Source organism: Henriciella sp. (assembly GCF_029937755.1).
Taxonomy (GTDB): domain Bacteria; phylum Pseudomonadota; class Alphaproteobacteria; order Caulobacterales; family Hyphomonadaceae; genus Henriciella.
The window spans coordinates 33,859-48,432 of record NZ_JAPYPG010000006.1 but is presented as its reverse complement, the minus strand read 5'-3'; the positions used below and the strand labels follow the sequence as shown (position 1 = coordinate 48,432).

Sequence of the window (14,574 nt, the reverse complement as noted above, 5' to 3'; positions counted from 1 at the left end):
GGCGCACGAATCGTGAGGCGGGCAGCGGCGCGCCTGCCGAGTCCGTCACAGCCGGACTGTTTCCGGACTATAACCGGACTGTTTTCGGACTGTCGTTTTTGCGGAATTTTAGCGGGAGATTTCTCGGTCCGTCCCGCCTCTGTCCCTACACCAGAGCGCGGCGTACGGCCTTACCGGCAGTGCCGGTATCGATACGGCCGGGATAACGATTCTGCAGCTCGGCCATACAGCGGCCCATATCCTTGAGCTTGTGGGCTTCAAGATCCTCGACGACCTGCTCGACAGCGCCTTCAAGCGCATCACCTTCGAGCGGACGGGGCAGGAAAGCCTGCAGGATTTCCATTTCCTCGCGCTCACGCTCGGCATCGCTGATGCGGCCGGACTCGTCATATTCGCGCGCTGAAATTTCCCGCTGTGCGACCATTGTTTCCAGCAGTTTCCGGACTTCCGTCTCCTCGCAGCCTTCGCAATGACCCTGGGTGCGTGCCGTCACGTCCCGGTCGCGCATGGCGCATTTGACCAGACGGAGCGTCCGGGCCCGGATTCCCTGGGGGTCGTCCTGTTCTGCGGATTGGAGCGCGGCCACGAGGCGGTCGCGAATGGTGGTAGATGGAGAAACGCCTGTCTGTCCCATACCTGCACTTTTCACATGGACCGCCCGCTTGACGGGCAGGTCACTGCACGCCTATCTCGCGCCGGAAGGATGCGGTCGATTGGTGACCGAAGTCCTAATGGCGCCCGACAGGACGCGAGGAGATACGCTCATGGCCAGCAAAAATCAACCAGACTCTCCAGCTACGGGTGCGATCGCTCTGGCGGATGGAACGGTCTTCCTTGGCACGGGTTCCGGCGCGCCGGGCGTTGCGGTGGGGGAACTTTGCTTCAATACATCCATCACCGGCTATCAGGAAATTCTGACCGACCCGTCCTATGCCGGCCAGGTTGTCCTCTTCACTTTCCCCCATGTCGGCAATGTTGGCGCCAACCCGGACGACCATGAGGAATCGTCTGAACCTGCAGCAAGGGCGGCCACGGGCGCGGTGTTCCGCGAACCGATTACCCCACCCTCGAACTGGCGCGCCAAGGACCATTTTGACGCCTGGCTCAGCAAGAAGAATATCACAGCCGTCTCCGGCGTGGATACACGGGCGCTAACCCGCATCATCCGGGAACGAGGCATGCCGAAATGTGCAGTTGCACACTCGCCAGAGGGCAAAATCGACATCGAGGCCCTCATCGAGGCGGCCCGCGCCTGGGAGGGTCTGGAACATGCGGATCTTGCCCTGAACGTCGTCGGCGATGCCGCCTATGAAAATTCCGAGCGGCTGTGGGACCTCGTCACCGGCTACGCCAATAACGACCAGACTGAATATCACGTTGTTGTGCTCGATTATGGCGTGAAGAAGAACATCCTGCGCAATCTCGCCCATGTCGGCGCCCGCGCCACCATCCTGCGCGGCGATGCGCCCTATGACGAGATCATGAAGCTTAATCCGGACGGCATCGTCCTCTCTAATGGCCCCGGCGACCCGGCCGCCACGATCAAACGCTGCGGCGACACGATCCGCCAGCTCATCGACAGCGGCAAACCCCTGCTCGGCATCTGCCTCGGCCACCAGCTGCTCGCCCTCGCCCTCGGCGCGAAGACCATGAAGATGCCGCAGGGCCATCATGGCGCCAACCATCCGGTCAAGGATTTCGAGACCGGGAAAGTGGAAATTGTGTCGATGAATCACGGCTTTACAGTCGATCCCGAGACCCTGCCCGAAGGCGTCGAGGAAAGCCACAAATCCCTCTTCGACGGCACCAATTCCGGCCTGCGCGTCATGGGCAAGCCAATCATCTCGGTCCAGCACCACCCCGAAGCGAGCCCCGGCCCGCAGGACAGCTTCTACCTGTTCGAACGGTTCGCAAGCTTCATGAAGGACCAACGCAGCTGAACGCCATCACCCTCGCGCCGGGCGACAACCGCCTCGGCGCCATCGCCGACGATCTCGCCACAAAGGGCTGGACGTGGCAGCCGGACCTCCTTCCGGACGCGCTGACCCGCGCTCTGCGCGAAGAACTGCTGGCCCGTGACGCAGCAGCTGATCTTGCGCTGGCAGGCATTGGGCGGGAGGAAGACTACCAGGTCGACCGGGATATCCGCCTTACCCGCATCACATGGTTCGACGGCTCAACGGCCGCCCAACAGGAATTCCATCTCTGGAGCGAAGCCCTGCGCGGCGGGCTCAATCGCGAACTGATGCTCGGTCTTTTCGAGATGGAAGTCTGCTTCGCCGTCTATCCGCCGGGTGGTTTCTATGACCGTCATCTCGACAGCTTCGCCGGCGCGCGTAACCGGGTTGTCTCCCTGGTTGCCTACCTGAATGAGGACTGGGACGAAGACTGCGGCGGCGCGCTGGCCGTCTGGCCGGAAGGCGCGAGCGAGGATCAGCCCCCAGCCGCGAGGATAATTCCCGAGGGCGGTGGTGTCGTGCTGATGCTGTCGGAGACCATTCCTCACCAGGTCGAGGTCACGCACAAAAAGCGCCTCGGCCTGGCCGGATGGTGGCGGGTCAACCAGTCGGGCATCGACCGGATCGACCCGCTAAGCTAGCCGCTTACTCGGTATCCAGCACCTTCCTGATGAACATGGTCTGGGCTTCACTCTGGAAGTCGCGATTGGACTTCTTCTGGAAGCCATGACCCTCATCCATGGCGAGCAGGAACCAGGCTTCGCCGCCATTGGCACGGACCGCACGCAGGATCTGTTCGGCCTCGGACGCTGGCACCCGTGGATCGTTAGCGCCCTGGATGATGAAGAGCGGCTTGGAAATCTCCCCAGCGTTCCTGAGCGGCGAGATTTCCCTGAAGAAGGCGGCGATCTCCGGATCGCGCTCATCCCCGTATTCGGCGCGGCGCAGATCGCGGCGGTAGCCTTTGGTGTTCTCAAGGAAGGTACGGAAGTCCGAAATCCCGACGATGTCGATGCCGCCGGCGAGCCGCTCATCGTAATCAACCATGGAGGCCAGCACCATATAGCCGCCATAGGAGCCGCCAAAGACAAGGACATTGTCGCTGTCGAGGTCAGGCTGCGTTTCGATCCAGTCGAGTAGCGCGCCAATATCCTCGACTGATTTCTTGCGGTTCAGGCCGTTGTCGAGACTCACATAGGTCTTGCCATAGCCGGCCGAGCCGCGAACGTTTGGAACGACGACCGCCGCGCCCAGCTCGTTCACCCAATACTGATAGGTCGATGAAAAGTACGGTCGTGACTGTCCTTCCGGCCCGCCATGTATGGAGATAATGACCGGATGCGGCCCGTCGCTTTCAGGACGGTAGACGAAGGCCGGAATGTCCATGCCGTCGTCATTCGGATAGTCAAAAAAGGTCGGGCTGACGAATTCACCGGTATCGAGCCCGCCGACCTCGGCTTCTGTCCAGCGTGTGAGTTCGAGGGTATCAACGTCGAAAGAATACGCGTCCGCCGGGCTGGTCGCCCCGGTGAAGGTGAAGCCGACATTCTGGCCCATCGGATCGAACACAAGTCCGCCCGTGACGCCGACTGGAAGGTCCGGCCCGTCGATGACCATGCCGGAGTCCATGTCGAGTAGCTTGATTGAACTCAAGCCGCCCTCATTAATGGAAAACGCGACGAGATCCTCATCGGGCGACAGCGCATAGGATTCCACATCCCAGTCGATCGCATCGGTATAGGACGTCATTTCGCCGGTGGCAGGGTCAACGCGGACAAGGTTCTTGAATTCCGACCCCTCGTCCGTCGAGGTCAGGACCGAGCCGTCCTCCAGCAGGTACAGGCCGTCATAAGCAACATCGAGCCCCGGATTGATCTCGGTGAATGCGCCCGACTGCAGGTCGAGGGTGAAGATACCGCTTTTCTGGATGGATATGTACTGCTGCACAGCCACCGTCCCGCCGTCAGCCGAAAAATCGACCGGAAAGAGGGCCCCCTCCCCTTCATGAGCGACGCGGATGGTGGACGGCTGGGCCGGATCACCAACCATGATGTCATAGTCCGGGTCCCCGTCGCGAGCTTCATACCACACCGCCCTGTCACCCTGATCGGACCAGATCAGGCCACCATTACGGGTGCCCGGTTCGGTAAACTGGGTGACACTGCCGTCTTCCAGGTCCTTGAGATAGCCCTGATAGAACTCGTCACCGCCGGTATCCTTGGCAAACAGGAAAGCGCCGCCCTCCGGATTGACGTCAGCACCGCGAACGGGCTCTTCGTAAAAGGTGATCTGCCGGCGCACTGCGCCCGGAAAGCGCACATGGTGGACCTGGCTCACCTCACCGAACCGCGTCGTGATCAGAATGCCCTGGTCGGTCCAGTCGGCGAAGCTGTGCGTGCGGACGTTCTGGTACTGTCGGAGACCTTCGCTAACGGCCGCGGGAATCTCGGGGATGTTCTCCATGACGAGATTGCCGTCGGTGACCCGCTCGACTGGCTGCTTGCCACCACCCGGTGTGTTCATCGCCGTCGGTGGCGCAAGCGGATCAACAGGCGGGGCCCCTTGCGGCAGGTTGGAGGTGGCGCAGGCGCTCGCCAGCAGCATGGCACCCAGCGCGCTTGCGCCGGACTTCGCAGACTTGAAGGACATTTTCAGCTCTCCCCGGGGACGGTTGCATCAGCCCCCGTTATAGGGCGGCGAGCCTAGTCGTGAAGCCCACAAGCTGAAGCAGGCAGCGGATTGAGGACAAGCTTTCGCGCTGTCGGAATTGATACGCCTCGCACGAGATAGCAGCCCGTCAGGCGGATCCTCGCCCAATCCTGTTGCGCGTCTCCACCCGTGACGGGCGAGTACTCGCAGGACAGTCCGTTGGCAGCATGATTTTCGCGGTCCCCAAGCCAGACCGACATCAGGAGATGGTTCGACCCGGTGGGGACAGACACCTGTTCCACGCCCTCCATCATGCCGAATTCGCAGGTTTGCGGCGTCGTGATCTTGCCCTCAGCGTCCATGACAGACGGCCAGGCCAGTGGCAGCATGTTGAGATCCAGCAGCGCGACATCACCATCCTGAAGGTCCTCAAGGCCCTGAAGCGCCTCGAACTCCGCTTCGCCCGGCAAATCCCCCTGGACCGTTTTGACTTCAGTCTCGGCGGTGGCTGCAGCGCTCAAGCCGCAGGCGAAAAGACCTGCAATCAGGTGGCGTTTCATAAGGCGTCCCCTTCTGGTTCTTTATCCGCGACCTCACTGCAGGATTGCGGCGAGCCGAAGGCGGCGTGCTCAGGACGGCAAGGCCCCGCAGCGGCGCTCATACTTCTCGACATATTCCGGCATCCATTCGCGGAAGTTCTGCGCGCGGGTTTCCGACGCCGGGTGTGTTGAAAGCCATTCGGGTGGGCGTTGACCGCCAACCTGCCCCATCCGTTCCCACAGGTCAGGCGCTTCCCGTGGGTCGTAGCAGGCCCGCACGAGCAGCTCGAGGCCAATCCTGTCCGCTTCGGTTTCGTGCTGCCGGGAGAAGGCCATGAGGCCGCCTTGTGTGGCGACACCCATGGCCTGAAGGACCATCTGGCGCTGGCCGGTATCCATGTCGCCAATGCCGACGGCAACGGCCGCCATGCCAAGCTGGGCCAGCTGACCCTGGCTCATCCGCTTGGCCCCGTGATGGGCCAGCGCGTGACCGATCTCGTGGCCCATAACCACGGCGAGCATGTCAGGATCCTGAATATCCGCCTGCGTCACCAGGCCGTTATTGTCGCCAGTAATGTCGATAATGCCCGTATAGACCGCGACATAGCCGCCCGGCAGACAGAACGCGTTAGGCTGCGCGGACTCGATGACATTGTAGGTCCACGCGAAATCCGGCGCGACGGGCTCGAATTCCCAGCCTTCTTCGAGCAGGTCCTGCTCGTAATCGATCGCGGCTTCCTGCAGGCGCTGGCCAATCTCGCGTACCGTTGCCACGAGCTCCCGGGCGTTCGGATCGCACGGCGACGCACCCGTCCGGCATAGGACGCTGCCGCGCTCCTGCTGCAGGATCTGCTGGTAGGACTGTGCGCCAAGCTGGCTCGCCTGCTCAACGGAAATGGCGTTGAACTCGCTCTGCCCCGAATAAGGGTTCGTTTCCTGATTTGAGAAATAATAGACAGCCAGACCGGCAAGCGCGATCAGAACGATGATGCCGCGTTTCATGTATTGAGCCTCTCCCGGTTGCCAGCTTTGAAGCGCCTTTCCGTGACACTAGTTCCGAACGCGCATGGTTGGAAGCGTTGACAGGGCACGTGCGAGCCGCTGAAGGTCACCCACCCATGAGCGATACCCCGTCTTCATCAGAACAGACCGGCGCAAAGTCCGGCAAGCTGCCGAGCAAGCTGATCGACGTGCTGGCCGAATGGACACTCTATGTCTCGGCCGCGCTGATCATCATGGGCATTTCCCAGCCCTCCATCATGAAGCCGAACACAATCGGCCTGCAGATCGAGTATAATCTCTGGGGCGTAGTGCGGACCCTGTTCGAGTTCGATCTCGTCTTCATGGGGCTCGTCGTGATCTTCTTCTCCGGCGTCTTCCCGCTGTCGAAGTCGCTGCTCGCGGCGATCATCTTCCGGCGCGGCGCACCGCCCTCGCCGAAGCTCGCCTGGTGGCTGAACGTGCTCGGCAAGTGGTCGATGCTGGATGTTTTTCTTGCCGCCCTGCTCATCGGCCTGTCGCAGACCATGGCCTATGTCGGCTTCTATCCGCGCATCGGCCTCTACTATTTCACCGTCGGTGTGGTGTTGAATAATATCGCAACACTCCGACTATCCTTTTCGAGATGGAAACCGGACACTAACTAGAAGCCATGACAGACCAACAGCCGAACAAGCCGAAGCTCGAAATCCGCGTCATCCCGACGACGCCGCTGCAGCAGAACACCTCCATGATCTGGTCGATCGAGACCATGGAAGGCGTGTTTGTCGATCCGGGCGGCGACATCGACAAGCTGATGGGGGCGGCCGAACAGTTCGGCGTGAAGATCGTCGGCGTCTGGCTGACGCACGGCCATATGGACCATGCCGGCGCCGCAAAGGCCGTGAAGGACCGCACGGGCTGCGAGATCATCGGCCCGCACAAGGACGACCAGTGGCTGCTCGACATGATCGAGGAGTCCGGCAAACGCTATGGCATCACCGATGGCCAGGACGTTACGCCCGACCGCTACCTCGAGGATGGCGATGAGCTGGAACTCGACGGGGTAAAATTCGGCGTTGCGCACTGCCCCGGCCATACGCCGGGCCATGTGGTCATTCACAACAAGGATGCAGCCCTCGCCTTCGTTGGCGATGTCCTTTTCCAGGGTTCGATCGGGCGGACAGACTTTCCGCGCGGCAATCACCAGCAGCTGATCGACTCGATCACGTCAAAGCTCTGGCCGCTCGGCAACGAGATGCGCTTCATCCCGGGCCACGGCGCGATGAGCACCTTCGGTCAGGAACGCCAGTCCAACCCCTTCGTGGCGGATGCCGTCACAGGCTATGCCGGCGCGCAAAAGGGCGAAGCCAGCGAGATGGACCAAAGGCTCGCAAAGCGCTGGAGCTGACCCGAGGGCATACCCTGACCGGACGGAGCCCTTGAGGTAAGGTCTCCGCATGGACCTCAAGACCGATCCCGCCCTCGAAGGCTTCCGCGCGGATGTGCGGGCCTTCTTCGCCAATGAGTTTCCGAAAGACATCCTCGAGAAGACCCGACGCGGCGCGTCGCTAACCACAGAGGAAGTCCGCAAGTCCGAACAGGCCCTAGGACAGAAGGGCTGGCTGGCCACCGCCTGGCCGAGCGAGCATGGCGGGCCGGGCTGGTCGCTTGAGGAGCAATACATCTTCGACGAGGAACTGGAGCGCGCCGGCGTGCCGACCGTGACGCCTATGGGCGTCGTCTATGTCGGGCCGATCCTCTACACTTTCGGCACCGACGCGCAGAAACAGCGCTGGCTGCCCGGCATCCGCGAGGGCCGCGAAGGCTGGGCGCAGGGCTATTCCGAACCCGAGGCCGGGTCCGACCTCGCCTCGCTGCAATTCTCCGCCGTGCGCGAAGGCGATGAGTATGTCCTCAACGGCACCAAGATCTGGACGTCTGCGGCCCAGCACGCCGACTGGATATTCTGCCTCGCGCGAACCGACAATTCCGGCAAGAAGCAGGAAGGCATCAGCTTCATCATCTCCGAGATGGACCGGCCGGGCGTCACCGTTACCCCGATCATCACCATCGACGGCAAGCACGCCCTCAACCAGGTACATTTCGAGAATGTCCGCGTGCCGGTGGACTATCTTATCGGCGAGGAGGGCAAGGGCTGGACCTACAGCCAGTACCTGCTCGGCCATGAGCGCACGTCCTATGCGCGCATCGGCGGCAAGCGTAAGCAGATCAGGCACCTGCGCGAGATCGCAAGCGCCGTTCCGACGGGAGGCAATTCACGCCTCATCGATGATCCGGACTTCGCCCGAAAACTGTCGGATGCCAGCCTCGCCGTGGATGCGCTCGAGATGACGGTGTTGCGGGTACTCTCTGCGGTCAAGGATGGCGGAGCGCCCGGCAAGGAGGCTTCCATCATCAAGGTCCTCGCCACCACTGCAGCTCAGCAGATCACCACGCTCTACCTCGATGCCGCCGCGCTGAACGGCGTTCGCGGGTTCGCTGACTCTGTCAGCCCGGGCTGGCTGGAGGGCGATGCTTCGGCTGCATTCGCGGCCCCGGGGGTCTCGGTCTATTTCGGCACACGGGCGCAATCGATCTATGGCGGGACGAATGAAATCCAGCGCAATATTATCGCCAAGAGAGTATTAGGTCTTTAAAGTTTACAACACTCCAATACCGAAACTGCGGTAGTCTCTGCCTCTGCTAAATTAAAGCAGTAAGTATTAAGCATTGTTAACCCCTATCAATGTTAGATATGGCATGAGCTTTCGCAAGGTCAAAAAAACCTTCCCGCAATTGTTGTCGCGCTCTGCCGGCAGCACCATGCCGATTTTTGCCATCAGCCTGATGTCCATCATGGCTATGGTTGGCGCGACCATTGCGCTCGGGATGGACACACGCTCAGGGCATCAGCTGCAGCTTGCCGCCGATGCATCGGCCCTGGGTGGGGCAACAGTCTTCCTGAACCACGCCTCGCCGAAGTCCAATGAACGCCTTGAAGCCGCCAGGCACGAGGCGACCATACTGGCGACGAACAATTCCAATTATGAGCTGCGCGACCTTGATGTTGCGGCAGTCACTGAGGATGCCTACGGGCAGCATACGCGCCTGTCGGTCGAACTTGAATTCAAACCGGTGAATTACTTCTCGAAATTTGCCGGGAAGAGTGCCACCACGCCGATGCGCCGGCGTTCCGTGGCCGAGGCAACCTGGGGCTTCCCCCTCTGCATACTGACGCTGGAAGAGCGAAACGCAGGGATGCGCATCAAGGACCAGGGAACGCTCGACGCAACGAACTGCATCGTCTGGACCAACTCAGACAGTTCTCAAGCGATGCGCTTTTCCGGTGGCAGCGCAACCGCGCGCGCCTTCTGCGCCGTTGGCGAAGTCGATCAGGATATTCGTGCCGGTGTCGAGCCCGAACCGGAATCTGATTGCCAGCCACTTCCCGATCCGCTGGAGGGCTATGACCTGCCTGTGTCCGGGCTGTGCGACTCTGTCAGTGCAAATATTGTGCGCATTGGCTCGACACGGCTTACGCCCGGCCTCTACTGCGGCGGGCTAACCATTAGGGCGCGTAATGTAACGCTCGAACCCGGTGTCTACATCTTTCGCGGCGGTGGACTTAAAATTGATGCGCGCGGATCTCTCACCGCTGAGGGCGTTACTTTCATTTTTGATGATCGCACCGGGCAGATCGACATCAAGAGCGGCAGTGAGCTCAAGATCACCGCGCCCGCACACGGCGAGACGGCGGGAATTGCCTTCGCACAGATCAATTTGTCAAAAAACTGGAAGCGCCAGATGCGCATTCGCGGCAAGATCGATGTCGAAGGCGTGATCTACATGCCCTCCTACGATATCGAGGTCACTCAAGGCGGCGGCGGACGCACCAAGTCGCCCTATCTGCAGATCGTCAGTAATACCCTTGAGGTTTCCAACCAGGGCCGGCTCGCCATCGATTTTGATATGACCGAAACGGATCTCCCCCTCGTGATCAAGCCGCGGCGAGAGGCCAGGCTGGTCGAATAGGCAGGCCTGCGGGCCCACGGGAGCCATCGCCGCGCCCCAAAGCTTTCACAGAGTTCACCATATGGGGCCGGAACCCTTCATGTGACGCGACGTTGGTCCGGCGCGAAACAAGCAAAGGGAGCTATCCCCATGAAGACCCTGATGAAAACCACCGCTATTGCAGCAACGGGCCTGATCATGGCCGCATGTACCCAGTCGGGTTACACTGAACGCAACGCCGCCGCGGGCGCCGCTGCGGGTGCCGTGGCCGGTGCTGTGATTGGTAACAACACTGGTGATGGCGACGCTGGCAAGGGCGCGGCCATCGGTGCTGCAGTCGGTGGCGCTGCTGGTGCTGCCAAGGGCTGCACGGAAGCAGCCGATTGTGACACGCCCGGCGTGAAGGACCAGCCCGATGAAAAGGATAGTGATGGCGACGGCTACGCCAACGCCTATGACGAGTATCCCTACGATCCGAACCGCTGGTAGGCCAGCGCGACAAGTTCCTGCCTAGTCCCCCCTCCACGAGGCAGGCACAAGCCCCCGCATCCATGTCCCCGGATGCGGGGGCATTTTGTTTGTACAGACAATTTTCGGCAAATGGCACGCCGCCTGCTTGGCCCCAGTTCTTGGGTCGAATTTCAGGAACCTTTCAGTTCGGATCGGCTTCAATGCTTGGAAAGGCTCGCTCATGATCCGGTTTCTCACCATCGTCACAATTTCAGTCGCCCTTTGGCTTTGTGCCTGTACCGCAGAGCCGGCACCGAATGAGACCGCGATGACGGCGTGCGAAGCAGCCCTGGACAAGGCCGCCGAGATTCTCCCGACCGACCTGGTCTCAGACGTTACGGATATGGAGGCCGGCCAGAGCGGAACAGCCGTTTCTTGTGCCGTCCGATCGGACAAGGCCCATCTGATGATTGATGCACGCATTACCTGCGCCGGACCTGAAGTGGGTTTCGCCAAATGCACCGCGATCGAAGCGGTACAGACGATGGACGGTGTCTCACTCTATCCCTGACGGTTGGTTGTATTTGTGGACCAAAACGCCACAGACAGCAGTTTTGCCCCACACCGGCCTTGCCCACACCCTCGACTCCTCGCTATAGCGCACGCGTTTGACTGACGGTCACGAGTAGCGAGGAAAGACGATGCCAAAACGCACCGATTTGAAGTCCATCCTCGTTATCGGTGCTGGCCCGATCATTATCGGGCAGGCCTGCGAGTTCGACTATTCCGGTGTCCAGGCAGTAAAGGCCCTCAAATCCGAGGGCTACCGGGTCATCCTGGTGAATTCCAATCCCGCTACCATCATGACCGATCCCGACCTTGCGGATGCGACCTATGTCGAACCGATCACGCCGGGGTTTGTCGAAAAGATTATCGCTGCAGAAAAGCCGGACGCGATCCTGCCGACCATGGGCGGCCAGACAGCGCTGAACTGTGCGCTCGATCTCTATCGCGACGGCACGCTCGAAAAATATGGCGTCGAACTGATCGGTGCGCGCGCCGATGCGATCGAGATGGCAGAAGACCGCCGCCTCTTCCGCGAGGCGATGGACCGGATCGGCCTGGAAAATCCCAAGGCCGCTATCGTTGCCGCGCCCGAGATCAAGAACGATGCCGGCAAAATTATCGGCTATGACCGGATTGGTGGCCTGCAGCAGGCCATGGACGTGCTGGAAGAGGTCGGCCTGCCCGCCATCATCCGCCCGGCCTATACGCTCGGCGGGACGGGCGGCGGCGTTGCCTACAATGTCGAGGAATACGAGGAAATCGTTCGCTCTGGCCTCGCCGCATCCCCGGTGGGCCAGGTGCTTATCGATGAGAGCCTGCTCGGCTGGAAGGAATTCGAGATGGAGGTCGTCCGCGACAAGGCGGACAATGCGATCATCATCTGCGCCATCGAGAACATCGATCCCATGGGCGTGCATACCGGTGACTCGATCACCGTGGCCCCGGCGCTGACGCTCACCGACAAGGAATACCAGATCATGCGCAACGCATCGATCGCGGTGTTGCGTGAGATCGGCGTGGAAACCGGTGGCTCGAACGTTCAGTTCGCGGTCGATCCGGATTCGGGCCGCCTTGTCGTCATCGAGATGAACCCCCGCGTCTCGCGCTCGTCAGCCCTCGCCTCCAAGGCCACCGGTTTCCCGATTGCCAAGATCGCTGCCAAGCTCGCTGTCGGCTACACGCTGGACGAGCTGACCAATGACATCACGGGCGTGACGCCCGCCTCCTTCGAACCGACGATCGATTACGTTGTCACCAAGATCCCGCGCTTCGCCTTCGAGAAGTACAAGGGCGCCGAACCGCTGCTGACCACGGCGATGAAGTCGGTCGGCGAGGCGATGGCCATCGGCCGGAACTTCCAGGAAAGCCTGCAAAAGGCACTCTGCTCGCTTGAGACCGGCCTGACCGGCCTCAACGAAACCGAAGCCGAGACTGAAGAACAGCTCCACTCCGAGCTTGCCCGCCCCACGCCAGACCGTCTGCGCCATGTTGCCCAGGCCTTCCGCAAAGGCTTCACCGTCGAAGACATCTACCGGATCACCGGTATCGACCGCTGGTTCCTGCGCCAGATTGCGGCGCTTATCGAAACCGAGGAGGGCCTGCGCCGCGACGGCCTGCCGGACAACGCTCACGACATGACCGTGATCAAGGGCATGGGCTTCTCGGATGCGCGCCTCGGTGAGCTGACCGGCCAGAGTGAGAAGGCTGTGCGCACCGGCCGTCACAAGCTTGGCGTGCGCCCTGTCTACAAGCGTATCGACACCTGCGCGGCCGAATTCGCCGCCAAGACACCTTACCTCTACTCGACCTACGAACACCCGCCTTATGGGCAGACACAGGCCGATGACGAGGCCGGTGTGTCTGACCGGAAGAAAGCCATCATCCTTGGCGGCGGTCCCAACCGGATCGGCCAGGGGATCGAGTTCGATTACTGCTGCTGTCATGCGGCTTTCGCCATGGAAGAGATCGGCGTCGAGTCGATCATGGTGAACTGCAATCCGGAAACCGTGTCGACCGATTACGATACCTCCGACCGGCTGTACTTCGAACCGCTGACCGAGGAGCACGTCTCGGAGATTATCGCCAAGGAGCAGAGCGCCGGCGAACTGCAGGGCGTGATTGTCCAGTTTGGTGGTCAGACACCGCTGAAGCTCGCAACCCCGCTGCATGAGGCCGGCATCCCGATCCTGGGCACCAGCCCGACCAGCATCGACCTTGCCGAGGATCGCGAACGCTTCGCGGCCATGCTTGACCGGTTGAACATCCAGCAGGCGCCTTCAGCCACCGCACGCTCCGAAGAAGAGGCGCTGGAGAAAGCCAGGGACCTAGGCTACCCAATCATGCTCCGCCCCAGCTACGTGCTCGGTGGCCGCGCCATGGAAATCTGCCGGGACGATGCAGACGTAAAATCATTCGCCAAGGAGGCCATGAAGGTCTCCGGTGACCAGTCTCTCTTCCTCGATCGCTATCTTGCCGACGCCATCGAGGTCGATATCGACGCCCTGTGCGACGAGACCAATGTCCACGTTGCCGGCATCATGGAGCATATCGAGGAAGCCGGCGTGCACTCGGGCGACTCTGCTTGCGCACTTCCGCCCTACTCGCTGTCTGAAGAGATCAAGAAGCGCCTGTCTGACTCTGCCGCCGCCCTGGCGCGCGAGCTCAAGGTGCGCGGTCTGATCAATATCCAGTTTGCGGTGAAGGGCGACGAGATCTTCGTCCTTGAAGCCAATCCGCGCGCCTCGCGCACCGTGCCGTTCGTGGCAAAGGCGGTTGGCGCACCGATCGCCAAGATTGCAGCCAAGGTGATGGCGGGCGCCAGCCTTACCGACTTCGACCTTTCGAAAGCGGTGCCGCGCCGCGTGGCCGTCAAGGAAGCGATCTTCCCGTTTGCCCGCTTCCCGGGTGTCGATCCCGTGCTCGGCCCGGAAATGCGCTCGACCGGCGAGGTGATGGGCTGGGACGACGATTTCGGCGCAGCCTTCCTCAAGTCGCAAGCCGCCGTCGATGTTCACCTGCCGACCGAAGGCTGTGTCTTCATGTCTGTGAAGGACGGCGACAAGGAGAACGTAATCGCTCCCGCGCAGGATCTTGTCGATCTCGGCTTCTCGCTGATTGCCACCAGTGGCACGGCCGCCTTCCTCGAAAGCAAGGGCCTGCCCGTCAAAGCGGTGAACAAGGTCAACGAAGGCCAGCCGCACATTGTCGATCTCATGATCAATGGCGGCGTCCAGCTCGTCTTCAACACGACCGAGGGTGTCCAGTCGCTCAAGGACTCCGCCTCGATCCGGCGAACAGCCCTCACCCGCAAGATTCCCTACTTCACGACCCTTGCGGCCTCACGCGCCTCTGTGCAGGCGATCCGGGCGCTTCGAGACCGAGACCTGACGGTCCGGCCCTTGCAGACAGCCTGATTGCAA

General features: G+C 61.3%; 13 protein-coding genes. 9 read left to right on the top strand and 4 right to left on the bottom strand.

Annotation, left to right across the window (positions count from 1 at the left end):
• Positions 1-145: 145 nt before the first annotated feature.
• A complete protein-coding gene (locus Q1K29_RS13285) occupies positions 146-634 on the bottom strand; it encodes a GatB/YqeY domain-containing protein (RefSeq protein ID WP_300395570.1) in 489 nt (162 codons plus the stop codon).
• 130 nt (positions 635-764) lie between these two features.
• Here Q1K29_RS13285 and carA point away from each other — a divergent pair, with 130 nt between their 5' ends.
• Positions 765-1,940, top strand: coding sequence for a glutamine-hydrolyzing carbamoyl-phosphate synthase small subunit (gene carA, locus Q1K29_RS13280; protein ID WP_300395569.1), 1,176 nt, complete (start codon positions 765-767; stop codon positions 1,938-1,940).
• Between the two features lie 305 nt (positions 1,941-2,245).
• Positions 2,246-2,599 (top strand): 2OG-Fe(II) oxygenase, encoded by a 354-nt coding sequence (locus tag Q1K29_RS13275; protein WP_300395567.1) that lies wholly within the window; start codon positions 2,246-2,248, stop codon positions 2,597-2,599.
• A 4-nt stretch (positions 2,600-2,603) separates the two neighbouring features.
• Here Q1K29_RS13275 and Q1K29_RS13270 read toward each other — a convergent pair whose 3' ends face one another.
• From Q1K29_RS13270 to Q1K29_RS13260, 3 genes are all read right to left on the bottom strand, one after another.
• Positions 2,604-4,607: a prolyl oligopeptidase family serine peptidase gene (locus Q1K29_RS13270; RefSeq protein ID WP_300395566.1), complete on the bottom strand. Its 2,004-nt coding sequence runs from the start codon at positions 4,605-4,607 to the stop codon at positions 2,604-2,606.
• A gap of 53 nt (positions 4,608-4,660) precedes the next feature.
• Positions 4,661-5,167: a hypothetical protein gene (locus Q1K29_RS13265; protein ID WP_300395565.1), complete on the bottom strand. Its 507-nt coding sequence runs from the start codon at positions 5,165-5,167 to the stop codon at positions 4,661-4,663.
• A 69-nt stretch (positions 5,168-5,236) separates the two neighbouring features.
• The gene (locus Q1K29_RS13260; protein WP_300395564.1) at positions 5,237-6,148 is read right to left on the bottom strand and encodes a M48 family metallopeptidase; all 912 of its coding nucleotides are present in this window, start codon (positions 6,146-6,148) and stop codon (positions 5,237-5,239) included.
• Between the two features lie 116 nt (positions 6,149-6,264).
• Here Q1K29_RS13260 and Q1K29_RS13255 point away from each other — a divergent pair, with 116 nt between their 5' ends.
• From Q1K29_RS13255 to carB, 7 genes are all read left to right on the top strand, one after another.
• Positions 6,265-6,792 (top strand): paraquat-inducible protein A, encoded by a 528-nt coding sequence (locus tag Q1K29_RS13255; RefSeq protein WP_300395562.1) that lies wholly within the window; start codon positions 6,265-6,267, stop codon positions 6,790-6,792.
• A 5-nt stretch (positions 6,793-6,797) separates the two neighbouring features.
• Positions 6,798-7,535, top strand: coding sequence for an MBL fold metallo-hydrolase (locus Q1K29_RS13250; RefSeq protein ID WP_300395561.1), 738 nt, complete (start codon positions 6,798-6,800; stop codon positions 7,533-7,535).
• 49 nt (positions 7,536-7,584) lie between these two features.
• Positions 7,585-8,784 carry an acyl-CoA dehydrogenase family protein gene (locus tag Q1K29_RS13245; RefSeq protein ID WP_300395560.1) on the top strand — a complete coding sequence of 400 codons (1,200 nt, stop codon included), beginning with the start codon at positions 7,585-7,587 and terminating at the stop codon, positions 8,782-8,784.
• A gap of 103 nt (positions 8,785-8,887) precedes the next feature.
• Positions 8,888-10,159 (top strand): Tad domain-containing protein, encoded by a 1,272-nt coding sequence (locus tag Q1K29_RS13240; RefSeq protein ID WP_300395558.1) that lies wholly within the window; start codon positions 8,888-8,890, stop codon positions 10,157-10,159.
• 129 nt (positions 10,160-10,288) lie between these two features.
• Positions 10,289-10,627, top strand: coding sequence for a YMGG-like glycine zipper-containing protein (locus Q1K29_RS13235; protein ID WP_300395556.1), 339 nt, complete (start codon positions 10,289-10,291; stop codon positions 10,625-10,627).
• Between the two features lie 202 nt (positions 10,628-10,829).
• A complete protein-coding gene (locus Q1K29_RS13230; protein ID WP_300395555.1) occupies positions 10,830-11,159 on the top strand; it encodes a hypothetical protein in 330 nt (109 codons plus the stop codon).
• A 130-nt stretch (positions 11,160-11,289) separates the two neighbouring features.
• Positions 11,290-14,568, top strand: a complete 3,279-nt coding sequence (carB, locus tag Q1K29_RS13225; protein WP_300395554.1) for a carbamoyl-phosphate synthase large subunit — start codon at positions 11,290-11,292, stop codon at positions 14,566-14,568.
• The last annotated feature ends 6 nt before the right edge of the window (positions 14,569-14,574 follow it).